Below are 24,208 nucleotides of genomic sequence, written 5' to 3'. Positions count from 1 at the left end.
GCGTGCTTTTTATTGAATAATGTAACGCAGGTTAGTATGGCGAGCGCCCAACCTAGCTGACGTGCCTTTCCAAGAGGGGGAATATATGATCCGTTCGGAACTAGTCACTGCCGTGGCGGACGCACATCCTCATCTGACCGCTCGGGAAGCCGAGCGAGTCGTTGGAACGATTTTCGACTCAATCATTGATGCGCTGGCCGAAGGGCGCCGCGTTGAGCTTCGCGGCTTCGGGGCCTTTTCGACCCGTGCTCGCGATGCACGAACGGGCCGCAATCCCCGCACCGGCGACGCCGTGGATGTGGAGGCGAAACGCGTCCCCCACTTCAAGGCTGGCAAGGACCTGCGTGAGCGCCTGAACGCCTAAGCGCCGGGGGCGCAGTCCGGGCCAAACTCGCCAGCGCTCTTTTGGTCTCGTCACTATTTATGACGGGCATTCCGCACCGCGCCCCCTGATGGCGGACCGCATTTCTATACCCTGTCATTCTAAAATTGCGTCTTTTCAGAATTGCCCGGACTCTGGTCACCCTCCGCATCCCATGCTATCCGCAACGTCATGCGCATTATCACGCTCGTCATCTACGTCCTTATCGGCCTGTTCATTGCGTGGTTCGCGTCGAACAATTTCGGGCGCGTTTCCATGTGGCTGCCTGGTGGTTACGAGGCAAACTGGCCGCTGGCGGTATATATGATCGCTGCCCTTCTGCTCGGCGCCCTGCCGCTTAGCCTGATGCATTCGATCAGCCGGTGGCGCTGGGAACGCAGGATCAGAAAGCTGGAGGCGGAGCTGGCGGCGCGCGAAACACCCGACCTGTCACGCGCGGCGCGCGAAACACCCGCAATGTCACGCGAAGCCGGTCCCCGACTCGAAACCGCAACGCCGCCGCTTTCACCGCAATGAGCGGTAATCCGATATTCTGCGCGGTGGACACCGCCGACCTTTCGCACGCCTGCAATCTGGCCCGTATGGTTGCGCCACATGTGGGCGGATTGAAACTGGGGCTCGAATTCTGGAACAGCCATGGCGCCGCTGGCGTCGCGGAGGTCATGGCGCGGGCACCGAAGGCACGGCTCTTCCTCGACCTGAAATTGCACGACATTCCGAATACCGTAGCGGGTGGCATACGTGCGCTTGCCAATGTGGACTTCGATATACTGACCGTGCATGCGGCGGGCGGACGGGCCATGATGCAGGCCGCAAAGCAGGCCGCCCCCCATCATGCTGCGGTGGTCGGCGTTACCGTCCTTACCAGCCTCGACGACCAGGACCTTGACGATATTGGCGTTACCGGGACCAGTGCTGCGCAGGTGGCGCGCCAGGCGGCCTTGGCACGCGATAGCGGCCTGGACGGTATCGTCTGTTCTCCACAGGAGGTTGGGGAGCGGCGACGCGACTGGCCAGATGGTCTGTTCGTGGTACCCGGCATCCGCCCCGTCGGTAGCGACGCCGGCGACCAGAAGCGTACGCTAACTCCAGATCAGGCAATGGCGGCGGGTGCCGGCGTTCTGGTGATCGGCCGTCCCATTACGCAGGCGCCCGACCCGGCAACGGTGGCCAGCACCATCGCCGCCTCTCTGCGATGACACAAGTAAAGATTTGCGGCATCCGCGACCCCCAAGCGCTCGCCGCTGCGCGAAACGCAGGCGCCAGTCACATCGGTTTTGTGTTCTTCGCGAAAAGCCCGCGCAATCTCGACCTGTCCGATGCCCGCGCTCTTTCCCTTCAGGCACAGGGGCTACGCCGCGTCGGCCTGTTCGTTGACGCCGATGATTCACTTATCGACGCCGCTGCGCCGCTGTTGGACGCGATGCAGCTTCACGGCGGGGAAAGCCCCGCGCGCGTGGCCGAACTGAAGGCCCGTACCGGCAGGGAAGTCTGGCGCGCGCTCGGCATTTCATCGCGCGCCGACCTTGCCGCGTCACGCGAATATCACGGCGCGGCCGACCTGATCCTGTTCGACGCCAAACCGCCCGCTGATGCGAGTGTGCCAGGCGGGCGCGGCGTTCGGTTTGACTGGACCCTTCTGAAAGACGCGGCACCGGCCATGCCGTGGGGGCTGGCTGGCGGTCTGACGCCGGATAATGTGGCGGCGGCACTTGCCGCGACCAACGCCCCCCTTGTCGACACCTCCTCCGGTGTGGAAGACGCGCCGGGTCAGAAATCTTCGGCGAAAATCGCCGCCTTCATGGAAGCCGTTCGATCCGCATGACCACGAAATCCCTAAGAGCCGGACCCGACGAGCGAGGCCATTTTGGTCAGTTCGGGGGCCGCTATGTCGCCGAAACGCTGATGCCGCTGATTCTGGAGCTGGAGCGCGAATATCGCCGCGCCCAAGCCGATCCTGAATTCGAGCGCGAATTTCATCACCTGCTGCACCACTATGTCGGTCGTCCGAGCCCGCTTTATTTCGCGGAGCGGATGACGGACGCGATCGGCGGCGCCAAAATCTACCTTAAGCGTGACGAGTTGAACCATACCGGCGCGCACAAGATCAACAATTGCATCGGTCAGATTCTGCTTGCCCGCCGCATGGGGAAAACCCGCATCATCGCGGAAACCGGCGCCGGACAGCATGGCGTGGCGACCGCTACCGTCTGTGCCCGCTTCGGCCTGCCCTGCACCGTGTTCATGGGTGCAGAGGACATGCGCCGACAACAGCCGAACGTCTTTCGCATGAAGCTGCTGGGCGCCGACGTGCGCGGCGTCACGTCGGGCCGCGGCACGTTGAAGGATGCGATGAACGAGGCGCTGCGCGACTGGGTCGCGAACGTCGCGGATACATATTATCTGATCGGCACCTCCGCCGGCCCGCACCCCTATCCGGAACTGGTGCGCGACTTTCAAAGCGTGATCGGCAAGGAAGCGCGAGAGCAAATCCAGTCCATGGAGGGCAAATTGCCCGATATGCTGGTCGCCGCGATCGGCGGCGGCTCCAACGCCATTGGCCTGTTCCACCCGTTCCTCGACGATGCCTCCGTTCGCATGATTGGCGTAGAGGCGGCGGGCAAGGGCCTCGACGGCCGCGAACATGCGGCCAGCCTGACCGGCGGACGTCCGGGCGTTCTTCACGGTAACAAGACCTATCTGCTGCAGGACGAGGACGGACAGATTACCGAGGGGCACAGCATCTCCGCCGGCCTCGATTATCCCGGCATCGGCCCCGAACATTCCTGGCTGCACGAAATCGGCCGGATCGATTATCGTAGCGCAACAGACCAGCAGGCGCTCGACGCCTTCCAGTTTTTGTGCCGGACAGAGGGCATCATCCCCGCGCTGGAACCCGCCCATGCCCTGCATGTCGTGCGCGATATCGCGGAGGGCATGACAAAGGATCAGATCATCATCGCCAACCTTTGCGGTCGCGGTGACAAGGACATCTTCACCGTCGCCGACGCGCTGGGGGTCGAACTGTGAGCGAACGCCTTTCCGCTGCCTTTGCGAAAAACCGCGCTGCGCTCGTTACCTTCGTCACCTGTGGGGATCCGACCGCCGAACAGACGCCTGCCGTCCTCGATGCCTTGGTAGAGGCGGGTGCCGACGTGATCGAGCTTGGTATGCCGTTTACCGACCCCATGGCGGATGGCCCGGCGATTCAGGCGGGCGGCATTCGCGCGCTGACGAACGGCATGACGCTGAGGAAAACATTGGCGATCGCTGCGGATTTCCGGAATCGCCATCCTGAAACGCCACTGATCCTGATGGGGTATCTCAACCCGCTGCTATCCTATGGTGACGGGTTCGCTGCGGATGCGGTGAAGGCGGGCGTCGACGGCTGCATCATCGTCGATCTGCCACCAGAGGAAGACGAGGAACTAGGCCCGGCCTTCCGTAAGGCCGGCCTGCATTTCATACGCCTTGCCACGCCAACCACCGACGAGGCTCGCCTGCCTGCCGTTCTGAACGGTGCCTCAGGGTTTTTATACTATGTCAGCGTCGCGGGCGTGACCGGAACAGCCAGCGCCGCCACCGCCGACGTGGGCGCAGCCGTCGCACGCATCAAGCGAGAGACCGACCTGCCCATCGCAGTCGGCTTCGGCATCCGCACACCCGAACAGGCCGCAGCCATTGCACGTGTCGCGGACGGCGTCGTCGTCGGGTCCGCCATTGTCGATCTGGTCGGGGAAAATACGAGCGACCCTGCTCCTGCCGTCTTCAAATATGTGCAAAGCCTGTCCGAAGCGGTTAAGTCGGCGACATGAGTTGGCTTACGAACCTGCGCCCGCGCCTGAAATTCCTTCAAAAGAAGGAGACGGCTGACAGTCTCTGGACGAAATGCCGTGGCTGCGGTCAGATGATTTTCCAGCGCGACCTGGAAAAGAGCCTGAACGTCTGTCCCGAATGCGACTTCCACGAACGCATTGGCCCCAATGAACGTTTTCAGCAGCTGTTCGACGGGGGCACTCATGTGCGTCTGCCACTACCGTCGGTCGCAGATGACCCACTGAAATTCAAGGATCAAAAGCCCTATCCGGCCCGCATCAAGGCGGCGCGCGCCAAAACCGGCGAGACCGAAGCCTTCGCCCTTGCCCGCGGCCATATTGGCGGCGTCGATTCGATCATGGGCGTGCAGAATTTCGCCTATATGGGCGGTTCCATGGGGATGGGCGTCGGTTCCGCTTTCGTGGCAGGAGCGCGCGCGGCACTGAAGCATCGCCTGCCCTATGTGGTCTGCACCGCGTCGGGCGGCGCCCGCATGCAGGAGGGGCTGTTCAGCCTGATGCAGATGCCGCGCGCAACGGTTCTGATCGAGGAACTGAACGAGGCCGGTCTGCCATATATCGTCGTTCTGACCGACCCGACGACGGGTGGCGTTACGGCCAGCTATGCCATGCTGGGCGACGTTCAGATCGCGGAGCCCCGTGCGCTGATCGGCCTGGCGGGCCAGCGCGTGATAGAACAGACCATCCGCGAAAAATTGCCGGAGGGCTTTCAACGGGCCGAATTCCTGCTGGAACATGGAATGATCGACCGGGTCGTGCATCGGAAGGAATTGGCCGGCGTTCTGGGCCGCCTGCTCGCCATGATGACGGGCACCCGTACCGAAGTCCTGAGTTCCGAGGCCGCGCGCACCGAGGCCGGATGAGGCCATGGCGACGCGCAGGCGGGGCTTCATATCGAAAGGCGTGGACGGCGTGCCGAAACATGTTCATTGCACGCCCCCCGACGCGGGGATGAGGGATCGGATTCCGGGTGGCTGATCCGATCATTGGGGACGGCGCGCACGCTGACGATCCAGCGCTCAACGCCCTGTTGCAGCGTGCGCGCGCGCTGCACCCGCAATCCATAGACCTGACGCTCGGTCGGTTGGAAGCGCTGCTCGACAAGCTCGGCAATCCGCATCGCGCGCTGCCACCGACCTTTCACGTCGCCGGCACCAATGGGAAGGGCAGCGTCTGCGCGTTCCTGCGGTCCGCGCTGGAGGCGGCGGGGCACAGTATTCATGTCTATTCCAGCCCCCACCTTGTGCGGTTCAATGAACGGATCCGCCTGAACGGGGCGCTGATTGGCGATGATGAACTGACCGCTTTGATGACCGACGTCATGGCGGTGAACGACGGCGCCCCGATCACATTCTTTGAACTGACAACGGCTGTCGCCTTCACCGCCTTTGCACGCCACCCGGCGGATGCGCTGGTTCTGGAGGTGGGGCTTGGCGGCCGCTTCGATGCAACGAATGTCATCGAAAAGCCGCTGATCTGCGGCATCAGCCAGATCAGCCGCGACCATGAAAAATTTCTTGGGTCCGAGATACTGACAATCGCGGGAGAGAAGGCCGGCATTGCAAAGTCCGGCGTTCCCATCGTGACGGCGCGGTATCCCGCCGCGATTGCGGGCAAGGTTGGCGAAACGGCGGCGCTGGCCGGTGCAAAGCTGATCCCCCGCGGCCTCGACTGGGACGCAACATTCTACAAGGGGCAGCTTCACTATCGCGACAAGATTGGAAAGCTGACGCTCAGTGCCCCGCGCCTGCCCGGCGCGCATCAGCATGACAATGCCGCCATCGCGACGGCGATGCTGCGCCATCAGAGCGCACTTACCGTGCCGGAATCCGCCTTGCGTGCAGGTCCGGGCTGGGCGCGCTGGCCGGCTCGGCTGCAAAAGCTGGATAGCGGCCCGCTTGTTGACCTGGCACCGGCGGGCAGCGCGGTCTGGCTGGATGGTGGGCACAACCCCGCGGCGGGCCGCGCGCTCGCCGATTTTCTGCGTCGCATCAATAAGAACGACCAGCCGGTCCATTTGATCTGTGGCATGATCGAGGGGAAGGATGCGCGGGAGTTTCTGAAGCCTCTGGCACAACGCGCCACTCATTTTTCCGCCGTCCCGGTGTCGGACCATGTCACTCAGACACCGGACGAGCTGACCGCCATCGCAAGCGGCCTGGGCCTGACCGCCCGCCCCGCCGCGTCGGTGCGCAATGCGCTGCAGAAAATGCGCCCTGAGGAGACATCCTCTCCCGCCATCATCCTTATCTGTGGCTCGCTCTATCTGGCCGGAGAGGTGCTGAAGGAAAACGGTCCTCTGCCCGAATGAGCGGGGTTGTGCATCAATCCTTTCCGCCGGTCGTCAACGAGCTTACGGAAATCCTGATCTTGGGCAGTATGCCCGGTGCGCTGTCCCTGGAACGCGCGCAATATTACGCCCATCCACGCAACCAATTCTGGCGTCTGGTGGGCAGCCTGATCGAAATTGATCTTCCCGCCCTGCCCTATCCTGATCGCTGCCAAGCGTTGCTGAGAAACAAGATCGGCCTGTGGGACGTATTCAAATCCTGCAGGCGGGAGGGAAGTCTAGACACGGCTATTCGCGATGCCGAACCGAACGATTTGCCAGGACTTGCCGCCCGCCTGCCCCGGCTGCGGCTGATCGCATTCAACGGCGGCACGGCGGCCAAATCCGGCCAACGCGTCCTGAACGAAAATCGTGTCCACCTTGCTGCCCTGCCGTCAAGCAGTCCGGCCTACACACTGGCATTTGAGGAGAAGCGGAAACGCTGGGCAGAGGCGTTGCGCGCGCCCGCTACCTGATAGGCTGTCAAGCCCTTTTCGGCATCTGCCTATTCGACTTTGCGATCCACGGGCACCTCGGCGGGCGCAGGTTCGGTGCCTGCGGTTCCGATCGCCTCGTCGACCAGCCCGCTTTTCATCATCCACCAGTAGATGAGAATGCCCGGCACGGCCGCCAGGGTCGTCAGCAGGTAGAAATTCACATATCCCATCGCCTCGATCAGGCCGCCCGCCGTCGTCCCGGTCAGGAAGCGTCCGGCAATACTGGCGGCGGCAGAGATCAGCGCATATTGCGCGGCCGTGAAGCGCAGGTCACACAGGGCAGAGAAATAGGCGACGACGGCCACCCCGCCAAATCCAGAAGCAAAATTCTCAAAACCTATGGCCGCTGCCATGCCGATATTGCTGTGGCCCGCTGCCGCCAGCGCGGCAAAGCTGGTATTGCTGACAGCCATCAGGATCAGGCTGAGCATCACCGATTTCTTCATCCCAATTCGGGTATATAGCCAGCCACCCACGAAAACGCCGACCAGCAACGCCCAAAAGCCAATCCCGATATCATAAAAGGCGATCTCGTCATTGGTGAAGCCAAGGTCATCAAACAGCAGGCGGAACGTCAGATTGGCCAGCGTATCGCCGATCTTGTGAACCAGAATGAACAGCAGAACGACGAACGCCCCGCTGCGACGCAGAAACTCCGAAAACGGCCCGATCACAGAGGCGACGGCTGATCGCATCCCCTTGGCGCGCGCCACCACTTTTCTGCGGCGTTCCGGCTCTCCCAGCACCAGCGCCGCGATCATGGCGGGGGCGGCGAACAGCGCGCAGACCAGATAGCCCAGGGTCCAACCGGACCGTTCTGCAACGACGAGCGCGACGGCGGCGGCGGCGGCGGCGCCGATGCGCCAGCCATATTGGCTCATGCCCGATCCGATGCCCAGCTGCCGCGGCTCCAGCAGGTCGATCCGATAGCCATCGATGACGATATCATAGGTTGCACCTGCCGCTGCCAGCAAAATGGCTGCCCATGCTGTGTGGACGATGTCATTCGCGGGATCGGCAAAGGCGAGATTCACAATGGCCGCGATCACAAGCCCGCCCGCCAGCAGCATCCATGATACCCGCTGACCCAAGCGGCCGATCAGGGGCAGCTTCACCCCATCAACCACCCAGGCCCAGGCCCATTTGAAATTATAGGCAAGAAACGCCAGCGCGAAGAGCGTCACGGTCGACTTCTCTATCCCGCTCTGTGCCAGCCGCGTCGTCAGCGTGGCAGCGATCAGCGCGAAGGGCGCACCCGATGATATGCCAAGCGCGAGCGCTGCCAGCGGGGCGGGTTCCAGATAGGGGCGGGCACCGGCAGGCAAGACCGCACGGACGGGGGCGAGAAGGCTCATAAGCGTGCGCTAGCACCGACAGTAAGGAAGCGCGAGCCTGCCGTGATGCCCAGAGGGTCAGCGAGGTATCCCCGTCCCCCCCCCCAACCCCCTGCCCGCCCCCTTCAAGGCACTAGCTTTTTTTGGGCTTTCATCCGCATTACAATTCCTAGCCATGGACATAATCGCACCTCCGTTGCGTCCAACCTCCGGCCAGATTGCCTTGGCCCGCTGCATCGCACTCGGTGCCGAACAGCCCGCTACGGAGCCAAATAGCGACTGCACAACGGCGATTGATGCCGCTGTCTATACCGATCCAGATCGTTTCGTGCGGGAGATGGATTGCCTGTTTCGCGCCATGCCGGTTGCCGTCGCCGTATCGGCGCTGCTGCCGAAGGCGAATAGTGCCGTGACGCATGACGGCTTTGGCGTGCCCCTGATCCTGACCCGGGATGGCGAGGAGCGAGTGCATGCGTTTCTGAACGTCTGTCGCCACAGAGGAACCCGCCTGCTGGACGCAGACGAAGTGGTCAGCGCGCCGCGGATAATATGCCCCTATCATGCGTGGGCCTATGCCGGCGACGGGCGCCTGACGGGCTTGCCGCGGCCCGAGACCTTTCCCGGCCTCGACAAGGAGACGCGGCGGCTGATGGAACTGCCCGTGCGAGAGGCGGGGGGCATGATCTGGGTCGGGCTGGACCGCAATCGTGACTATGATTTCGCCCTTGTGGAGGGGCCTCTCGCCGCCGATTTCGACGCCCTTGGTCTCTCCGGCATACATCTTTACGCGCGCCGCACGCATCATGTTCCCGGCAATTGGAAGCTGATCATGGACGCCTTTCTGGAAAGCTACCACGTCCAGCGGCTGCACAAGAACACGCTGGCCCGTTTCTTTGCCGATGGAGAGGGCGCCGGCGACATGATCGGTCCGCATCAACGGTCTCTGGTCACGCGCGACTTTGATGCGGACGAAGTGGACATCGAAGATTGGGAGCAATTGCGCCGGGTCGGAACCTATACATATCAGATGCTGCCCGGCACGGTCATTGTCGCCTCACCAGATTATGTAAACGTCATGACATTGATGCCGCAGGATGTCGGCAACACGCTGGTCGAGGATTTCATGTTGATCCCCGAAGCGCCGCAAACTGAAAAGGCGGAGCAGCACTGGGCGCGAAGCTGGCAACTGCTGGATGGTCAAGTGTTCGGACAGGAGGATTTCGGCGCCATTGCGCTTGGCCAGCGCGGCCTCGATTCTGGCGCAGTGGGTGAAATGGTCCTGGGGACACTGGAACAGGGGATCCGCCGCTTCCATGACGAAGTGGAAAAGCGCCTCTAACCGCACCCGCGCTCAAAACGGCAGAATGCGGGTTTTAGAACGCCATGCCCAACCCGGCCTGCCTGTCCCCGTCCTGCAGCTCGTCGCCGATGATGCGCGCAACGTGCAGCACATTCGTACTGCCGGGCGTGCCGAACGGGACGCCTGCCATCACCACCATGCGGTCGCCCGCGACAGCAAGCCCGGTCCTGAGGGCCATGCGCCGCGACTTGCCAACCATTTCCTCGAAATCTGACACGTCGCGCGTGTGGACGGCATGAACGCCCCATAACAGACCGATCCGCCGTGCTGTTTCCAGATTTGGCGTCAGTACCAGCAGCGGCACCGGCAGGCGTTCGCGGCTGGCACGCCGTGCGGTCGATCCCGAGGACGTAAAGCAGCTGACCACCGCACATGGCACGGTTTGCAGCACCTGGCCCGCAGCAGACGCCATGGCATCTGCCGTCGTCGGCTGCGGCATTGTTCGCGTAAAGTGCACATGGCGCGCGAATTCCGGGTCCGCTTCCGCCTCCAGTGCGATGGCGTTCATCATGCGGACCGATTCTACAGGATAATCGCCGGCCGCGGTTTCCGCCGACAGCATCAGGCAGTCGGCGCCCTCGTAAATGGCATTGGCGACATCGCTGACCTCCGCCCGCGTCGGGGAAGGGGCGCCAACCATTGAGTCCAGCATCTGGGTCGCCACTACGACGGATTTGCCCGCTGCGCGCGCCAGCTGGATGATTTCCTTTTGCGCGCGTGGCACCTTCTGCGGCGGCAGTTCGACACCAAGATCGCCCCGCGCGACCATCAGCGCGTCGGACAGTTCCAATATGCCATCCAGCGTATCCATCGCTCGCGGCTTCTCGATCTTTGCCAGCAGCGCGGCACGACCCGCAATCAATCGCCGCGCCTCTGCCACATCATCCGGCCGCTGCACGAAGCTGAGCGCAATCCAGTCGACCCCTTCATCAAGGGCAAAATCCAGATCTCGGCGATCCTTTTCCGTCAACGCTGGCAAAGGAATGACCGCGTCGGGCACATTGATGCCCTTGCGGTCGTTCAGCTCGCCATCGTTCATGACCGTGGTGACGATCCGCCCCGAATCGGCGCTGTCGATATGCAGTGCCAGCTTGCCGTCATTTAGCAAAAGCCGTTGCCCCGCCTCGACCGCGGCAAACACTTCCGGATGGGGCAGACCGACGCGGGCGCTGTTGCCGGGCGCATCGCCCCTATCCAGCGTGAAGCGGTCGCCCTCCTTCAACTGCACCGGCCCGTCTGCAAAGGTACCGATCCTGATCTTCGGCCCCTGCAGGTCGGCCAGGATGGTCATGGGCCTGTCCAGCTTCGCCTCCAGCGACCGGATATGGCCGATGACGGCCCGATGATCCTGGTGGCTGCCATGGCTCATATTGACGCGAAATGCATCGGCCCCGGCGCGGTACAGCGCCTCGATCTTTTCCGCTGTACTGGATGACGGGCCCAGCGTGGCCAGGATACGGGCCTTGCGCCGGCGCGGTTCGATGCTCATCACTAGGCTCATCTCCCGATTGCGAAGGGGCCGGCCCCCTGCCCGGCCTTTTCCGTCCCACGCCCGAAAGTGCAAGCGAAGGATTGATGATGACTGACAATGTCGACACCGCGACCCGCACCGAATTGGAGGCTGCCGCATTCAGGCGGCTGGTCGCCCATTTGCAACACCGCACCGATGTGCAGAATATCGACCTGATGGGGCACAGCGGATTTTGCCGCAACTGCCTGGGCGACTGGTATCTGGAGGCTGCAGAGGCGAAGGGCCTCGACCTGTCCAAGGAGGACGCGCGCGCCGCGATCTATGGCATGCCGCAGTCGGAGTGGAAGGAGCGTTTCCAGACCGATGCAACCGACGAACAGCTGGACCGGATGAAGACAAGCGTTGCGAAGAATCAGTAGCGCCGTCTACACCTGCGCCATCGCCATTCCCATGCGGGTGGGGATCCGTGACTGAGCCAACTGACGGGTCTGCCTCGGCAATCCTGATAAGGCGCTCTTCGGATTCCCGCTGGTTTGGGAATGGCATATTCATTTTGAACGATAGGATTTCCGACCATGGCCGACGCCACCCACTCCGCCGAGCAGCTGCGCCTGTTCATCGAAAGAATCGAACGGCTGGAGGAGGAGAAGCAGGCGATCGCCGATGATGTGAAACTGGTCTATGGCGAGGCAAAGTCCGAAGGATTCGACCCAAAGATCATGCGGATGATTGTCCGCCTGCGGAAGATGGACAAGGACGACCGCGACGAACAGGAAGCGCTGCTGGAAACGTACAAGGCGGCAGTGGGCCTGCTAGGCTAACGAACGGACCGACATGGCGGGCCCTGGCGGATTGATTTGATCTGACACCTTCCGCCAGCGGTCGTCCTGGCCGGGACGCGCGAAGTGAACGCGCCCGCCCGGCGACCCCTAGGCGGCCTGTTCCATGGCGAGAAACTTCTCGCGCCGCTGTTTGCGTAGTTCGTCCGGCGACATTCCGTTCATCGACGACAGCTCTTCGGACAGCGCTTTCGCCAGCGACGCCATGACCGCCGGACGATCGCGGTGCGCGCCGCCCAGCGGCTCCTCCACGATACGGTCGATCAGGCCCAGTTGCTTCAACTCGCTGGCGGAAATGCGCATGGCGGCGGCGGCATCCTCTGCCTTGTCGGCGGAACGCCACAGGATCGACGCACAGCCCTCCGGCGAAATCACCGCATAGAAACCATGTTCCAGCATCAGGATACGATTGCCCGCGGCCATGGCGAGCGCTCCGCCGGAACCGCCCTCGCCCGTGATCGTCGCCACCATGGGTACGCCCAGACGCAGGCACGCCGCCGTCCCACGCGCCAGCGCCTCTGCGGCGCCACGCTCTTCCGCCTCAATGCCAGGAAAAGCTCCCGCCGTGTCAACGAAGGTCAGAACCGGTATCTGGAAGCGGTCGGCCAACTCCATCAGGCGCACCGACTTGCGGTAGCCCTCCGGCTTGCCCATGCCGAAATTATGCTTCAGCCGGGATGCGGTATCGCGCCCTTTCTCATGACCGATGATCATGACCGGCCGCCCCTCGAACCGTGCCATGCCGCCGACGATTGCGGCGTCCTCCGCGAAATACCGATCGCCTGCCAGCGGCTCGAAATCCGTAAACAGCGCCTCAGTAAAGTCGGAAAAATGCGGTCGCTCCGGATGTCGTGCGACCTGCGCCTTCTGCCAGGGCGTCAGATTCGCATAGATCCGCGCGAGTTCGCTATCGACCTTCTTTCTCAGCTTCTTCGTTTCGCTGGCAATATTGACCGGGCTGCCCTCGGCACTGCCTTCCAGCGCAACGATGCGCTCCTGCAGGGCGGCAATGGGTTTCTCGAATTCTAGAAAAGTGACCATGCCGCCGCTTTAGCAAGGCTTGCCGCGTGGGCAAACGGCGATCAACGGTCCGCCAGCGGGTGCTTCGCATTTACCAGCGCGACCAGCGCGTCGGACTGGACGTGGGTATAGATCTGCGTCGTCTGAATGTCCGAATGCCCCAGCATCGTCTGCAAGGCGCGCAGGTCCGCCCCGCCCTCCAGCAAGTGCGTTGCAAAGGCGTGGCGCAGAACGTGCGGGCTGATGCGATCGGGCGCGATTCCAGCAGATGCGGCAACCTCTCGCACGATTTGGAACAGGCGCACCCGGCTCAGGTGTCCCTTTCGCGACGGAAAAAGGTAGATGCCCGTTGTCGGCAGTGTTTCCCTATGCTCCTGCGCCGCGATGGCGGCACGAGCGCCCAAGGGTACCAGCCGCTCCTTGTCGCCCTTGCCGCGGAGGATCGCAAAGGGCGTATCTGGGCGAATGGCACTGCGCGGCAAGGACACCAGTTCGGTCGCCCTCAGCCCCGATCCGTAGAGCAGCTCAAGAAGCGCGCGGTCACGCAATGCGTGGGTGCGCCCCTCGGCAACCTGTCTTTCGGCAGTCTGGAACAGGGCCTCGATATCCTGACGCGACAGAATCTTGGGTAGGGATCGACGCGGCGCAGGACTGGGCAACTCTTCCGCCGGATTATCGGCACGATGCCCGTCCGACTGCAGGAAGGTGAAGAAGCGCCGGATTGCGGACAGCTTCCTCGCCAGCGTGGCCGGCGCGGCGTCGGACCAACGGTTCGGCAGGGCCTCCAGCGCCGCCGGTTCCGCCGTGGTCAGCGTGCCACCAAGCGCCTCGCTGGCCTGTTTCAAATCACGCTCATAGGCAATGATTGTATTCGCCGCCGCGCCGCGTTCGGCGCGCATCATGTCCAGAAACAGCGCGATTGCTTCGCCGTCTGCCAGTTCTGCCGTCACGCGCCCCGCATATAGGCTTCGGCGGCCAGCATACGGGCCTCGTCGCCCAGGCCTACTCTGCTCCATGCGGACAGGATCGGGCGCACGTCCTGTGGACGCACCCCGCTCCAACCGGTTTGCAGGCCGATCCCGGACAGGATCGCCACCTCGCCGCGGCGCCCGCTGCGCGCCGCGCGCTCCAGCGCCTCCGTATGGATATCCTCCCGCGCGGTAACGCCGAAATCCTCGTACAGGCTGCCCCAGCCTCGCCCCGAAATACGACCGAGGCCGGCAAGAGACGACAGCAGGCTGCGGATTCTGCGACGCGCCGCGTCGGCGCCCTCTTCCTCTGCAAACACGCGATAGGCGGACCGCATCAACCCGGGATTCAGCGGCACGACACCGCCCCGATCAGCCAGCAACAGCAACGCCCACCCCTCGAACTGAAGTGGCTCTTCCGCATTTGCCAATACCGGCCACCAAGCCAGCGCCTGATTGAAACGACCTGCGGAAAGCATGGATCGAATCAGGTCGGGCGCCGCTTCGATTGAATCGGCAGATGGCTCGATCAACGCAGCCGCGGGTGCCGTTGCGATCAGTGCGCCGAATGTGTCCGTCGACGTCTCTCGGTCCGCCCACAATTCCCGCATGGCGGAGATCCGCTCGCTGGACGTGCGGCCAGCATAGGCGGCGCGCATCTGCCGTGCGCTTTCCGGAACCTCGTCCTGGTCGGAGCGCGCAGAGACGGCTGCTGAAACAGCGGCCAATTCCTGTGCGGAAACGATCCCGGCGACCGCCGCACGCGGTGCAACCTGCGCCCTGCGTTCCAGCGCGACCTGCCCATTGCGAAACGCCCATCCCTTGACGCCCACAGGCGCATCGTTCCACAAATCGTCGGAAATCTCGAGTTCGCCAGCCGCTGCCATGCCGAACCTATAGGCAGTTAGGGAATCGGCCTCCGCCCAGTTAATGTTCGCCGCGCGGCCGATGCCGCTTGCGACGCTGGTGACGTGCTCCGCCAACAAAATGTTGAAATCATCGGCATTGCCTGATCGGCGCAGACTGTTGAACAGGGCCGACGACGTGCCCTCGTCGCCCTCGAAGCCGGCACAAACGGCCTGCGCCAGCACCCAGAAATCGTCCTCTGAAATCGTGCGCGCCGTCGGTGCCAGCGGGCAGAGCGCCGGCACATCGCCCGCGGCCATGTGAACCTGGCTGGCGACCTGATAGAGGCGCGGTGTGAAGCGATCGATCGGCAAACGGTCGATCAGCAGCTTTGCGCCATCGACCTCCCCCATCTTCAACAGCATCAGCGCGCGTGCCGCCACCCAGTCGGCAGCATTGATGCCGTTTGGCGTCGGTGCGCGCGACAACAGCGCGCGTCGCAGCACGATATGTGCCCAGCGGCTGGCAACCGGTGCATCGAGCCGATTCAGCAGAATCGACATGAACCTGCCTTCAGAGCCCGCAAAGGTACGCGCACCATAACCGCCTCGCGCAGGGGTCAGCGGACCGACATTACCGATATTGGCGGTTGCCCTCCTCGTCGCCATTGGATCGGGCGCCGATGGCGGAGCCAGGGCGTCCATGGGCTGGTCGGCAGCGCCGAACTCCTCCCCCACTTGATCCAGCGCCGATTCTGGCGTTTCGGCAGAACCGGGCGCGTCGGGCGTTGACGAGGGCGAGGGCGTCGGTGAACGATCGCGCGGGTCCGGCGCCGATGGTGCGGGCGCCGGCGTTTCCTCGAACAGGTCCGGCAACAGGCTTTTCGGCGCGTTTTGCGTCAGGGCGGGTACGGCAAGCGCGAAAACTGCCGTGCCGAACAGGCCGGCTTTAAAGGCCGAGCGCATCGGCGCTCACTTCCTGCTCCATCGTGGATTGCTCTACGGGCACGTCCTGGAAACCGAACCAGACCGACAGGCCGATCAGCACGACCAGGATCAGGACAATCAACCACATCAAAATTCGGCCCAAAACTCACCACCTTTGCAATTCACGCTGCGCCCCTCGCAAGGGGCATGTCGGACGTGTATAGCGCGGCGCAGGATGCAGAGTGAACCGAAAACGACGGCAGGCCCCCTTGTGCTCGTAGGGCTGATGGGCGCGGGCAAATCCACCGTCGGTCGGCGGCTGGCGGCGCGGCTGCGCCTGGACTTCGTCGACGCGGATGACGAGATCGAAGCCGCAGCCGGGCTCTCCATCGCCGAAATCTTCGAACGTTACGGCGAAGCGCAGTTCCGTGATGGTGAGCGGCGCGTACTGTCGCGCCTGATAGAGGAGGGGCGCGGCGTCATCGCCACCGGGGGCGGTGCCTTCATCGACCCCGAAACACGCGCAACAATTCTGGATCATGCCGTTGCCATCTGGCTGGACGCGGATATCGAAATACTGGCCGACCGGGTCTCCCGCCGCAACACGCGGCCGCTTTTGGCCGGCAAGGATCCGGCGATCGTGCTGAGAGAGCTGGCAGAGATACGCAATCCAATCTACGCGCAGGCGCACCTGCATATTTCCAGCTCTCCCGCGCCGCATGCGCGAACAGTCGACACGATAATCAAGGCATTGAAAAAGGGCGGTATCCTGTGACTCGCATCGACGTAGCGCTGGCGGGGCGCAGCTATCCCATATTCATCGAAAGCGGCATCAGCGCGCACGCCGGCATGCATATTCAGGGGCCTGGCGGCGACCGGCCACAAGTCATTGTCACGGACGAGACCGTGGCCGACCTGCATCTGGAAAGGCTGCGCAATGGCCTGAACCGTGCGGTCGAAACGATCATTCTACCACCCGGCGAGGCGACGAAAAACTGGACGCAGCTAGAGACGCTGGTGGAACGTCTGCTCTCTTTCGGCGTCGAACGAGGCGATAACATCATCGCCTTTGGCGGCGGCGTCATCGGCGACCTGACCGGCTTTGCGGCGGCAATCCTCAGGCGCGGCTGCCGCTTCGTGCAGGTGCCGACGACACTGCTGGCCCAGGTGGATTCGTCGGTCGGGGGGAAAACCGCGATCAACTCCGCAGCGGGCAAGAATCTCGTTGGCGCGTTCCACCAGCCCAGCCTGGTTCTGATCGATCCGGATTTTCTTGCGACACTGCCGTCTCGGCACCTGCGAGCCGGCTATGCAGAAGTGGTAAAATACGGGCTGATCGGCGATGCCGATTTCTTCGAATGGTGCGACGCGCATGCGGCGGCATTGCTGGCCGGAGAAACGGACGAACAAATCCACGCCATCGCGGCCTCCTGCCGCGCAAAGGCCGCCGTCGTCGCGGCCGATGAGAGGGAAACGGCAGACATGCGCGCGCTTCTAAATCTGGGCCACACATTCGGCCACGCATTGGAAGCGGAGGGCGGCTATTCCGACCGCCTACTGCACGGCGAAGCGGTGGCAAGCGGCATGGCGCTGGCATTTCGCTATTCCGCCCGTCGCGGGCTATGCCCCGCCGAAGACGCCCGGAAAGTCGAGAGGCATCTGCAGGCACATGGCCTTTCCACGCGAATCCCCGACTTCGCTGCCGATCCGGACCGCCTGATCGCGCACATGCGGCAGGATAAAAAGGCCGTTTCCGGAAAAGTGCCGCTGATCCTGGCGCGGGGCATTGGACGCGCGTTCGTCGCACATGATGTCGACCTTGAGGATGTCAGATCTTTTCTGTCGGAGGAGATTGCCGGATGACCGAGACGGTTCCGCATATCAGCGTTGAAGCCCTTGGCGTTCCGAACGGCTTTTTCGGCCGTGAGGGCGGCGTATCGACCGGGGTCATGGCCAGTCTGCAATGCGGCTTTGGCGCCGACGACCCCGAGCAGGCAATCGCAGAGAATCGTCGTCGCGTGGCCGATACGCTGGTTCCCGGCGCCTCTCTGTCCAGTCTCAACCAGGTTCACGGCACCGACGTCGTCACATTGACGGAGCCGATCAGCGATTCTCCCAGACCGAAGGCTGATGCCATGGTCACGGACAGGCCGGGCCTTTTGCTTGGGATATTGAACGCCGACTGCACACCGATTCTCTTTTCCGATGTGCAGGCGGGCGTTGTCGGCGCCGCCCATGCGGGGTGGAAGGGCGCGCTGGCGAATATTGCCGGCACGACGGTCGCAGCAATGGAGGCGCTCGGCGCGGAACGCGATCGCATCATTGCCGCCGTCGGCCCCTGCATCGCCCGCGCCAGCTATGAGGTGGACGAGGGTTTCTTCCAGCGCTTTCTTGCCGACGATCCTGCGCATGAACGTTTCTTCACCGCCGGTCGGCCCGGACACCACCAATTCGAACTTGAGGCATTCAATGGGGCCCGCCTGGCCGCAGCCGGGTTGACGCGTGTCATCCTGCTCGGTGAGGATACCTATGCCCAGGAAAACCGCTATTATTCCTACCGCCGCTCGACGCACCGGGCAGAGCCAGATTATGGTCGGCAGATAAGCGTGATTGGCCTGCCCCTGACATAAATTCGTCACCTCCTCCGTTGCCGGGACTGCCGCGGGGGGTTAGGCGGTCGGACGACGGACGGGGCCGAATCGCCGCCCCCAAGAACAGGGAACCGCCACGCCGATGAAGATCATGACCGGCAACGCCAATCTGCCGTTGGCCAAGGATATCTGCTCCTACCTCGAAGTATCGCTGACCGACGCCAGCGTTCGTCGGTTCGCCGACGAGGAAGTATTTGTGGAAATCCACGAAAACGTCCGTGGCGAGGACGTGTTCGTCGTGCAGTCGACCCCGGCGCCCGCAAATGACAATCTGATGGAACTGCTGATCATGATCGACGCGCTGAAGCGTGCGTCGGCCAAGCGGATTACGGCGGTTGTTCCCTATTACGGCTATGCGCGGCAGGACCGGAAGCCGGGACCGCGTACACCCATATCGGCAAAGCTGGTCGCCGACCTGATTACCACGGCGGGTGCACATCGCGTGCTGTCGGTCGATCTGCACGCGGGGCAGATCCAGGGCTTCTTCAATATTCCTACCGACAATCTTTATGCCGCACCGGTAATGGCCGAAGACATCAAGGCCCGCTTCGACATCGGCAATTTGACCATCGTAAGCCCGGATGTCGGCGGTGTGGTGCGTGCACGCGCGCTGGCCAAGCGCCTCGACAACGCACCGCTCGCCATCGTTGACAAGCGTCGCGAACGTGCAGGCGAATCCGAGGTGATGAACATCATCGGCGATGTCGATGGCCGCTTCTGTATTCTGATCGACGATATCGTCGATTCAGCGGGTACTTTGTGCAATGCCGCCGCCGCCCTGACGGAGGCTGGCGCGTCAAAGGCGCTCGCTTATTGCACCCATGGCGTGCTTTCGGGCGGTGCCGTCGCTCGCGTTGAAAATTCGGTGCTGGAAGAACTGGTGATCACCGATTCGATCACCTTGCCCGACAATGCGGAGGATCAGGGCCTGCGCAAGCTGACCATCGCCCCGCTTCTGGGGGAGGCGATCCGGCGTATCGCGGACGAAAGCTCTGTTTCCAGCCTGTTCGACTGAGGCGCGACTCAATCTTCCGGCGCAAGCACCTGAATGGTCTTGTCATATGATGCGGATGACAGGCTGTCCGGCGTCACCACGACCGTCGTTCCCGGGGTCAGGATGCTCGCCAGTTTCTGCCGGAAATCCTCGTTCAGCACCAATTTAGCGCGCTCTTCCGGGGCCACCTGCCCCCCTGAATCCTCCGCCGCGATGGGGACCCTCACCCATTGGAATTCGTCCCGGTCCGCATTGGCCCGCTGCAGGCTATAAACTTCAGTCAGTTCAACCGCCCGCTCCAGACGCACCGGCGCGCGGGCGATCTCTACGGCATTTCTCACCACGCGAAGCTGATGATCTGCGGCGCTGACCAGAATAGAGATGGGCCCCTCTTCCTGTAGCCAAGGTCTCCAGAGGGTATCCCCGGCAATGTCCGTGTCGCCGGACATTGCCGACCCTTCGCCCTCGCTCGCGGCGAGGCGCGGAACATCGGCACTGTCCGCAACGATAACGGTTATGCCGAGGCTGGTGACGGCGAACAGCTTTTCGGCAAACGCATCTGGCAGGCGGATACACCCATGAGAGGCCGGGTGGCCCGGCAAATTACCTGCATGCAGGGCAATTCCATCCCAGGTCAGCCGCTGCATGAATGGCATGGGTGCGTCATTATACAGGTTGGATTTGTGATCCCGGGCCTTTTGCAAGATTGTGAAAACGCCTGTGGGGGTTTCATGTCCCGGCTTCCCGGTGGAAACGCTTGAAATGCCTATGATGACACCGTTTCGATATACATAGACCCGCTGCAATGGCAGGCTGATAAGGGCGGTTACCGGCCCCTCCGGCGACACCTTCTCACTCCACAGGAAATCGCCCGGGGCAAGGTTCCGCACCGCCATCTCGACAGAACCGTCGGAAAGCGGAAGCTCTTTTGCGAACGCAGGCTGCGACAACAGGGCGAGAAAAAGAAGAATGCGGATCATGTCGATCGCGATACACGAAACGGGGCGCGATTCACGCAGGAATTTCTCCCAAGCCACCCGGGCTCAGGCCAGACAGGTTACCCGACGCGCTCTTTTTCCTTCTCGGCGCGTGCGGCCAATTTCTGGCGACCGTCGCAGTCGATGCTGATCGTGGGGTAATCGAGGTCGATGAGATTACGCAGAACGCCGGGCGCCGCTTCATGACATGCCTGGACACTGTTGAAGTCGGCATCAACGATTTTCAAGGTAGTGCATGCACTGCCCGCATCGCCACATCCCATGATTGCCATTGCAACGAAAAATTCCTGCATTGTCTTGCCGCCTTTCTGAATGGTCTAACCCTGATGGCGGCATTTTGTTCCCCTTCTGAACCCGGCGCGGGGCAGTAGAACCGTGGGCCGCAGCCCGCTTGCTCGGCCGAAAGTGGCAAATGATGCTCGTTCTTCCCATATAAACTCCATGGTATCAGAACGGCGGACCCTGCTCCGCTTCCTCCCTTATTTATGGCCTGTCGAACGACCGGACCTCCGCATCCGCATCGCCGCGGCAATGGCGCTTGTCCTCGCATCGAAAGGTGTGATCCTGCTGATGCCCTTCGCCTATAAGGCGGCAGTCGACACGATGAGTGCGGATGGCGGACCGGCGGAATCTGCCCTGTGGGTCGCGATTGCGATGGTGGTTGCCTATTCGGGTGCGCGTTTCGGCGGCACGTTGTTCGACAATATGCGCAATACGGTGTTCGAAAAGGTAGGGCAGAACGCCGCTACCGAATTTTCCATGGACGTCTTCCGTCACATGCACCGGCTCAGCCTCCGCTTCCATCTGGATCGCCGCACGGGCGCGCTGACCCGGATTATCGAGCGTGGGACGAAGTCGATCGATTCGATGCTTTATTTCCTGCTCTTCAATATTGCGCCGACGGTGCTGGAGCTGGCGGTGGTATGCGGCATCTTCTGGGTAAAGCTGGGCCCGCCCGCAGTGGCGGCGATGCTGGGCGCGGTCGCCGCCTATATCATTTTCACACAGAAGGTGACGGAATGGCGGCAGGCCCTGCGCCGGCAGATGGTCGACCATGACAATCACGCGGCGCAGCGCGCTGTCGACAGCCTGCTGAATTACGAGACGGTGAAATATTTCAATGCCGAGAAGATCGAGGCAGAAAATTACGATCGTGCGGTGTCGACCTATCGCGACAGCGCCGTCAAATCGGAAAACTCCCTTGCGCTGCTGAATGTGGGCCAGGCGCTGATCACCAACCTGACCATGGCGGGCGCGATGGCGTTCACTGTCTGGGGGTGGCGCCAAGGCCGCATGACGGTCGGCGATCTCGTCCTCGTTAACACGCTGCTGATGCAGCTGTTCCGGCCGCTCGACGCCCTTGGTTGGGTCTATCGCTCCATCAAGCAGGGCCTGATCGACATGGAGGAGATGTTCCGGCTGATCGATACGGAGGCGGAGATAGAGAACCGCCCGGGCGCGAAGCCGCTGAAGGTTGCGGGCGGTGAAATCGCGTTCCGCGACGTCGTCTTCCGTTACGAGGCAGACCGCACCATCCTGCATGGTCTGTCCTTTACCGTCCCGGCGGGCGGAACCGTCGCCATCGTCGGCGAATCGGGGGCAGGGAAATCGACGCTCAGCCGCATTCTCTACCGCTTCTATGAAATCGAATCGGGCAGCGTCTCCATCGATGGACAGGACATTGCGGACGTCACCCAGGACAGTCTGCGCGCGGCGATCGGGATCGTTCCGCAGGACACGGTGCTGTTCAACGACACGATTGGCTATAATATCGCCTACGGCCGCGCCGGTGCCACCCGCGCGGAAATCGAGGCCGCCGCCGAAGCTGCGCAGATCCACGATTTCATCCTGTCATTGCCGCAGGGTTACGACACCCTGGTCGGAGAGCGCGGATTGAAACTGTCCGGCGGAGAGAAGCAACGCGTGGCCCTCGCCCGTACCATGTTGAAGAATCCGCCCATCCTGATCCTGGATGAGGCGACCAGCGCCCTCGACAGCCGCACCGAACAGGCGATCCAGGCGTCTCTTCGGGAAGTCGAGAAGGGCCGCACCAGCCTGGTTATCGCGCACCGACTTTCGACAATCACCGATTCCGACGAAATCCTCGTCATGTCGGCCGGCCGCATTGTCGAACGAGGCACGCACAATGCGCTGCTTTCGCGGCGGGGCCTCTATGCCGACATGTGGGCCCGCCAACAGGCGGAGGCGAAGGCGGAGGCAGTTTGAGTTTTGGCTGGCAGAAGAACAGGCCTGCGCGCCCTACCGTCCCGTAAATTCCGGCTTTCTCTTACCCAGAAACGCCGTGACGCCTTCCATGAAGTCCTTCGTGCGACTGGCCTGCATTTGATTGCGACGCTCGGTTTTCAGCGCATCGGACAGGCTGTGCTCCATGCAGTCGCGCACGCCTTGGCGAATCATCGCATAGGCCTGTGTCGGTCCGTTCCCCAAACGTTGCGCCAGCGCCGCCGCCGCGTCCATCAGCTCGGCAGCGGACACAACCTTGTAGATCATGCCCCACTCCAGCGCTTTTGATGCCGGAATCTTTTCGCCCAGCATCATCATCTCCAGCGCGCGCGACCGTCCCACCACCCGGGGCAGCAACCAAGTGGATCCCATGTCTGGCACCAGGCCGATATTTGCGAACGCCTGCAGGAAATAGGCGTCATCCGCTGCGATCACGAAATCACCGAACAGGGCGAGCGAGCACCCCGCCCCCGCCGCCGGCCCGTTGACGGCGGTAATGACCGGCACGTTCAGCGCCATCATGTTTTCAAGAAGCGGATTGTAATGCGTTTCCAGCATTTTGCCCGCGTCCGCCTTGCCGCTGCTGATATCATCGCCGATGGACGACAGGTCCGCGCCCGATGAAAAACCCCTGCCCGCCCCCGTCAGGACCAGCACACGTGCATCTTCGTCGTCGCGTACCGCCTGCACCGCGTGCAGCATTTCCGCCAGCGTCGCCAGATTCAGGCCGTTCAGCTTGTCCGGCCGGTTGATGGTCAGCGTCGCAATACCGCCGGCCTGTTCCAGTATGATATTCTCATAGGTCATATTGGCCCTTCCACAATTCGTTCAGCTTTGGCGCGACCATAGGCGCGCCGCCGCCGAAATGCTCTGGCGAAAGCGGCAGGTGCGGGCTGCGCTTGCCGATCAGCGGCGCGATCCGCGCGCCAGCTCGCTCAGCCACAGGGGATATCCGCCGATCAGATGCGGGCCCGCCACCTCCTTCGGCCAGGCTCCGAACAGGGTGATGCCCGCCTGCAACAGACGCACTGGATCATCCGACCCGAAGGCTTCGAACGCGATCGTCGTCCATTTCGACCCTTGCGCCTCTACCATCGTATATTCGATGGCCAGCCCCTCCTCGACTTCATCCTGTCCACCCGCCTCCTGCCAGCCCCCATCGGCGAAGCCCAGAACGCGGCTCAGGCGCTCTTTCCCGACGGCGATCGTGTTTTCATCGTTCAGCGGCAGGGCGACGCTTTCCGCCTTCACCCATGTTTCCGCCTGGCCGGACATTGCCGGCGGCAGAGAGATATCGGGCAAGCCCGACAGCATCTTCACCTCAACCGCGCCGCCGGCCCGGCGTTTTATGCCGATGTCCGTCTGCTGGCTGTCGGCGAGGTAGAGGTCGGTCCGAAACTCCCGAATGGGGGATACGCCGCGCAGGACCCAGTCGCGTAACGCGGGCATGGCATCCGCCTGCCACCACCATCTGATTTCCGCCGTTGGCCACATGGTCCCGCCCCCTTTATAG

At 62.7% G+C, this 24,208-nt stretch carries 28 protein-coding genes; 17 read left to right on the top strand and 11 right to left on the bottom strand.

Annotated features, from left to right (window positions below; all coding sequences use genetic code 11):
* The first annotated feature begins 85 nt into the window (after positions 1-85).
* The 9 genes from ACSMXM_RS16700 to ACSMXM_RS16660 all read left to right on the top strand — a co-directional run bounded on the left by ACSMXM_RS16700 (position 86) and on the right by ACSMXM_RS16660 (position 7,023).
* Entirely contained in the window at positions 86-364 is a 279-nt protein-coding gene (locus tag ACSMXM_RS16700; RefSeq protein ID WP_460317579.1) for an integration host factor subunit beta, read from the top strand.
* A gap of 189 nt (positions 365-553) precedes the next feature.
* Positions 554-898: a lipopolysaccharide assembly protein LapA domain-containing protein gene (locus tag ACSMXM_RS16695; RefSeq protein WP_460317578.1), complete on the top strand. Its 345-nt coding sequence runs from the start codon at positions 554-556 to the stop codon at positions 896-898.
* Positions 895-1,581: an orotidine-5'-phosphate decarboxylase gene (gene pyrF, locus ACSMXM_RS16690; RefSeq protein WP_460317577.1), complete on the top strand. Its 687-nt coding sequence runs from the start codon at positions 895-897 to the stop codon at positions 1,579-1,581. The genes ACSMXM_RS16695 and pyrF overlap by 4 nt, the downstream gene beginning before the upstream one ends.
* On the top strand, positions 1,578-2,207 hold the full coding sequence (locus ACSMXM_RS16685; RefSeq protein WP_460317576.1) for a phosphoribosylanthranilate isomerase: 630 nt from the start codon (positions 1,578-1,580) through the stop codon (positions 2,205-2,207). Before pyrF ends, ACSMXM_RS16685 begins: the two co-directional genes overlap by 4 nt.
* On the top strand, positions 2,204-3,412 hold the full coding sequence (gene trpB / locus ACSMXM_RS16680; RefSeq protein ID WP_460317575.1) for a tryptophan synthase subunit beta: 1,209 nt from the start codon (positions 2,204-2,206) through the stop codon (positions 3,410-3,412). The genes ACSMXM_RS16685 and trpB overlap by 4 nt, the downstream gene beginning before the upstream one ends.
* A complete protein-coding gene (gene trpA, locus ACSMXM_RS16675; RefSeq protein ID WP_460317574.1) occupies positions 3,409-4,197 on the top strand; it encodes a tryptophan synthase subunit alpha in 789 nt (262 codons plus the stop codon). Before trpB ends, trpA begins: the two co-directional genes overlap by 4 nt.
* The gene (gene accD, locus ACSMXM_RS16670) at positions 4,194-5,081 is read left to right on the top strand and encodes an acetyl-CoA carboxylase, carboxyltransferase subunit beta (protein WP_460317573.1); all 888 of its coding nucleotides are present in this window, start codon (positions 4,194-4,196) and stop codon (positions 5,079-5,081) included. Before trpA ends, accD begins: the two co-directional genes overlap by 4 nt.
* Positions 5,082-5,203: 122 nt before the next feature.
* The gene (locus ACSMXM_RS16665; RefSeq protein WP_460317628.1) at positions 5,204-6,529 is read left to right on the top strand and encodes a bifunctional folylpolyglutamate synthase/dihydrofolate synthase; all 1,326 of its coding nucleotides are present in this window, start codon (positions 5,204-5,206) and stop codon (positions 6,527-6,529) included.
* Positions 6,530-6,537: 8 nt separating this feature from the next.
* Positions 6,538-7,023, top strand: coding sequence for a DNA-deoxyinosine glycosylase (locus ACSMXM_RS16660; protein ID WP_460317572.1), 486 nt, complete (start codon positions 6,538-6,540; stop codon positions 7,021-7,023).
* Between the two features lie 29 nt (positions 7,024-7,052).
* On the opposite strand, the gene ACSMXM_RS16655 is transcribed toward ACSMXM_RS16660, so the two are convergent.
* Complete coding sequence (locus ACSMXM_RS16655) at positions 7,053-8,399, bottom strand: AmpG family muropeptide MFS transporter (RefSeq protein WP_460317571.1); 1,347 nt, start codon at positions 8,397-8,399, stop codon at positions 7,053-7,055.
* A 202-nt stretch (positions 8,400-8,601) separates the two neighbouring features.
* Between ACSMXM_RS16655 and ACSMXM_RS16650 the strand changes: the two genes are divergently transcribed.
* Positions 8,602-9,717: an aromatic ring-hydroxylating oxygenase subunit alpha gene (locus ACSMXM_RS16650; protein ID WP_460317570.1), complete on the top strand. Its 1,116-nt coding sequence runs from the start codon at positions 8,602-8,604 to the stop codon at positions 9,715-9,717.
* Positions 9,718-9,751: 34 nt separating this feature from the next.
* Here the strand turns inward: ACSMXM_RS16650 and pyk are convergent, their stop codons facing one another.
* A complete protein-coding gene (gene pyk / locus ACSMXM_RS16645) occupies positions 9,752-11,227 on the bottom strand; it encodes a pyruvate kinase (protein ID WP_460317569.1) in 1,476 nt (491 codons plus the stop codon).
* Between the two features lie 89 nt (positions 11,228-11,316).
* Here pyk and ACSMXM_RS16640 point away from each other — a divergent pair, with 89 nt between their 5' ends.
* Positions 11,317-11,628, top strand: a complete 312-nt coding sequence (locus ACSMXM_RS16640; protein ID WP_460317568.1) for a DUF1244 domain-containing protein — start codon at positions 11,317-11,319, stop codon at positions 11,626-11,628.
* Between the two features lie 156 nt (positions 11,629-11,784).
* A complete protein-coding gene (locus tag ACSMXM_RS16635) occupies positions 11,785-12,030 on the top strand; it encodes a DUF2312 domain-containing protein (protein ID WP_460317567.1) in 246 nt (81 codons plus the stop codon).
* 108 nt (positions 12,031-12,138) lie between these two features.
* Here the strand turns inward: ACSMXM_RS16635 and ACSMXM_RS16630 are convergent, their stop codons facing one another.
* From ACSMXM_RS16630 to ACSMXM_RS16615, 4 genes are read right to left on the bottom strand one after another with little or no spacing between them, the layout of a single operon-like run.
* Positions 12,139-13,089, bottom strand: a complete 951-nt coding sequence (locus ACSMXM_RS16630) for an acetyl-CoA carboxylase carboxyltransferase subunit alpha (protein ID WP_460317566.1) — start codon at positions 13,087-13,089, stop codon at positions 12,139-12,141.
* 41 nt (positions 13,090-13,130) lie between these two features.
* Complete coding sequence (locus ACSMXM_RS16625) at positions 13,131-14,018, bottom strand: tyrosine recombinase (RefSeq protein ID WP_460317565.1); 888 nt, start codon at positions 14,016-14,018, stop codon at positions 13,131-13,133.
* Entirely contained in the window at positions 14,015-15,847 is a 1,833-nt protein-coding gene (locus ACSMXM_RS16620) for a hypothetical protein (protein WP_460317564.1), read from the bottom strand. The genes ACSMXM_RS16625 and ACSMXM_RS16620 overlap by 4 nt, the downstream gene beginning before the upstream one ends.
* Positions 15,831-15,956, bottom strand: a complete 126-nt coding sequence (locus ACSMXM_RS16615; RefSeq protein WP_460317563.1) for a hypothetical protein — start codon at positions 15,954-15,956, stop codon at positions 15,831-15,833. Before ACSMXM_RS16615 ends, ACSMXM_RS16620 begins: the two co-directional genes overlap by 17 nt.
* Positions 15,957-16,043: 87 nt before the next feature.
* Between ACSMXM_RS16615 and ACSMXM_RS16610 the strand changes: the two genes are divergently transcribed.
* From ACSMXM_RS16610 to ACSMXM_RS16595, 4 genes are all read left to right on the top strand, one after another.
* A complete protein-coding gene (locus ACSMXM_RS16610; protein WP_460317562.1) occupies positions 16,044-16,583 on the top strand; it encodes a shikimate kinase in 540 nt (179 codons plus the stop codon).
* Positions 16,580-17,671 carry a 3-dehydroquinate synthase gene (aroB, locus tag ACSMXM_RS16605; RefSeq protein WP_460317561.1) on the top strand — a complete coding sequence of 364 codons (1,092 nt, stop codon included), beginning with the start codon at positions 16,580-16,582 and terminating at the stop codon, positions 17,669-17,671. Before ACSMXM_RS16610 ends, aroB begins: the two co-directional genes overlap by 4 nt.
* On the top strand, positions 17,668-18,438 hold the full coding sequence (gene pgeF, locus ACSMXM_RS16600; RefSeq protein WP_460317560.1) for a peptidoglycan editing factor PgeF: 771 nt from the start codon (positions 17,668-17,670) through the stop codon (positions 18,436-18,438). The genes aroB and pgeF overlap by 4 nt, the downstream gene beginning before the upstream one ends.
* A 103-nt stretch (positions 18,439-18,541) precedes the next feature.
* The gene (locus ACSMXM_RS16595) at positions 18,542-19,474 is read left to right on the top strand and encodes a ribose-phosphate pyrophosphokinase (protein WP_460317559.1); all 933 of its coding nucleotides are present in this window, start codon (positions 18,542-18,544) and stop codon (positions 19,472-19,474) included.
* An 8-nt stretch (positions 19,475-19,482) separates the two neighbouring features.
* Here the strand turns inward: ACSMXM_RS16595 and ACSMXM_RS16590 are convergent, their stop codons facing one another.
* Positions 19,483-20,433 carry a L,D-transpeptidase gene (locus ACSMXM_RS16590; RefSeq protein WP_460317558.1) on the bottom strand — a complete coding sequence of 317 codons (951 nt, stop codon included), beginning with the start codon at positions 20,431-20,433 and terminating at the stop codon, positions 19,483-19,485.
* A gap of 77 nt (positions 20,434-20,510) precedes the next feature.
* Positions 20,511-20,744 (bottom strand): hypothetical protein, encoded by a 234-nt coding sequence (locus ACSMXM_RS16585; protein WP_460317557.1) that lies wholly within the window; start codon positions 20,742-20,744, stop codon positions 20,511-20,513.
* Between the two features lie 148 nt (positions 20,745-20,892).
* On the opposite strand from ACSMXM_RS16585, the gene ACSMXM_RS16580 reads away from it, so the two are divergent.
* A complete protein-coding gene (locus tag ACSMXM_RS16580) occupies positions 20,893-22,677 on the top strand; it encodes an ABCB family ABC transporter ATP-binding protein/permease (RefSeq protein ID WP_460317556.1) in 1,785 nt (594 codons plus the stop codon).
* A gap of 33 nt (positions 22,678-22,710) precedes the next feature.
* Here ACSMXM_RS16580 and ACSMXM_RS16575 read toward each other — a convergent pair whose 3' ends face one another.
* From ACSMXM_RS16575 to ACSMXM_RS16565, 3 genes are read right to left on the bottom strand one after another with little or no spacing between them, the layout of a single operon-like run.
* Positions 22,711-23,502: an enoyl-CoA hydratase-related protein gene (locus tag ACSMXM_RS16575; RefSeq protein WP_460317555.1), complete on the bottom strand. Its 792-nt coding sequence runs from the start codon at positions 23,500-23,502 to the stop codon at positions 22,711-22,713.
* Positions 23,492-23,638, bottom strand: a complete 147-nt coding sequence (locus ACSMXM_RS16570; protein WP_460317554.1) for a hypothetical protein — start codon at positions 23,636-23,638, stop codon at positions 23,492-23,494. The genes ACSMXM_RS16575 and ACSMXM_RS16570 overlap by 11 nt, the downstream gene beginning before the upstream one ends.
* Complete coding sequence (locus ACSMXM_RS16565; RefSeq protein WP_460317553.1) at positions 23,602-24,144, bottom strand: hypothetical protein; 543 nt, start codon at positions 24,142-24,144, stop codon at positions 23,602-23,604. Before ACSMXM_RS16565 ends, ACSMXM_RS16570 begins: the two co-directional genes overlap by 37 nt.
* Positions 24,145-24,208 lie beyond the last annotated feature (64 nt).

The organism is Pacificimonas sp. ICDLI1SI03, from assembly GCF_054740865.1.
Note: the sequence above shows the minus strand (reverse complement) of the source record. Positions and strands in the feature narration are given on the sequence as shown.

Excerpts from the sequence above, each read along its gene's own strand:
- ACSMXM_RS16620 (WP_460317564.1), bottom strand. The coding sequence starts at position 15,847 with ATGCGCTCGGCCTTTAAAGCCGGCCTGTTCGGCACGGCAGTTTTCGCG.
- pyk (WP_460317569.1), bottom strand. The coding sequence starts at position 11,227 with ATGAGCATCGAACCGCGCCGGCGCAAGGCCCGTATCCTGGCCACGCTG.
- ACSMXM_RS16610 (WP_460317562.1), top strand. The coding sequence starts at position 16,044 with ATGCAGAGTGAACCGAAAACGACGGCAGGCCCCCTTGTGCTCGTAGGG.
- ACSMXM_RS16685 (WP_460317576.1), top strand. The coding sequence starts at position 1,578 with ATGACACAAGTAAAGATTTGCGGCATCCGCGACCCCCAAGCGCTCGCC.
- ACSMXM_RS16640 (WP_460317568.1), top strand. The coding sequence starts at position 11,317 with ATGACTGACAATGTCGACACCGCGACCCGCACCGAATTGGAGGCTGCC.
- accD (WP_460317573.1), top strand. The coding sequence starts at position 4,194 with ATGAGTTGGCTTACGAACCTGCGCCCGCGCCTGAAATTCCTTCAAAAG.
- ACSMXM_RS16635 (WP_460317567.1), top strand. The coding sequence starts at position 11,785 with ATGGCCGACGCCACCCACTCCGCCGAGCAGCTGCGCCTGTTCATCGAA.
- trpB (WP_460317575.1), top strand. The coding sequence starts at position 2,204 with ATGACCACGAAATCCCTAAGAGCCGGACCCGACGAGCGAGGCCATTTT.
- pyrF (WP_460317577.1), top strand. The coding sequence starts at position 895 with ATGAGCGGTAATCCGATATTCTGCGCGGTGGACACCGCCGACCTTTCG.
- ACSMXM_RS16630 (WP_460317566.1), bottom strand. The coding sequence starts at position 13,089 with ATGGTCACTTTTCTAGAATTCGAGAAACCCATTGCCGCCCTGCAGGAG.
- pgeF (WP_460317560.1), top strand. The coding sequence starts at position 17,668 with ATGACCGAGACGGTTCCGCATATCAGCGTTGAAGCCCTTGGCGTTCCG.
- ACSMXM_RS16580 (WP_460317556.1), top strand. The coding sequence starts at position 20,893 with ATGGTATCAGAACGGCGGACCCTGCTCCGCTTCCTCCCTTATTTATGG.
- ACSMXM_RS16595 (WP_460317559.1), top strand. The coding sequence starts at position 18,542 with ATGAAGATCATGACCGGCAACGCCAATCTGCCGTTGGCCAAGGATATC.
- ACSMXM_RS16655 (WP_460317571.1), bottom strand. The coding sequence starts at position 8,399 with ATGAGCCTTCTCGCCCCCGTCCGTGCGGTCTTGCCTGCCGGTGCCCGC.
- ACSMXM_RS16695 (WP_460317578.1), top strand. The coding sequence starts at position 554 with ATGCGCATTATCACGCTCGTCATCTACGTCCTTATCGGCCTGTTCATT.
- ACSMXM_RS16615 (WP_460317563.1), bottom strand. The coding sequence starts at position 15,956 with ATGTGGTTGATTGTCCTGATCCTGGTCGTGCTGATCGGCCTGTCGGTC.
- ACSMXM_RS16565 (WP_460317553.1), bottom strand. The coding sequence starts at position 24,144 with ATGCCCGCGTTACGCGACTGGGTCCTGCGCGGCGTATCCCCCATTCGG.
- ACSMXM_RS16575 (WP_460317555.1), bottom strand. The coding sequence starts at position 23,502 with ATGACCTATGAGAATATCATACTGGAACAGGCCGGCGGTATTGCGACG.
- ACSMXM_RS16700 (WP_460317579.1), top strand. The coding sequence starts at position 86 with ATGATCCGTTCGGAACTAGTCACTGCCGTGGCGGACGCACATCCTCAT.
- ACSMXM_RS16590 (WP_460317558.1), bottom strand. The coding sequence starts at position 20,433 with ATGATCCGCATTCTTCTTTTTCTCGCCCTGTTGTCGCAGCCTGCGTTC.
- ACSMXM_RS16585 (WP_460317557.1), bottom strand. The coding sequence starts at position 20,744 with ATGCAGGAATTTTTCGTTGCAATGGCAATCATGGGATGTGGCGATGCG.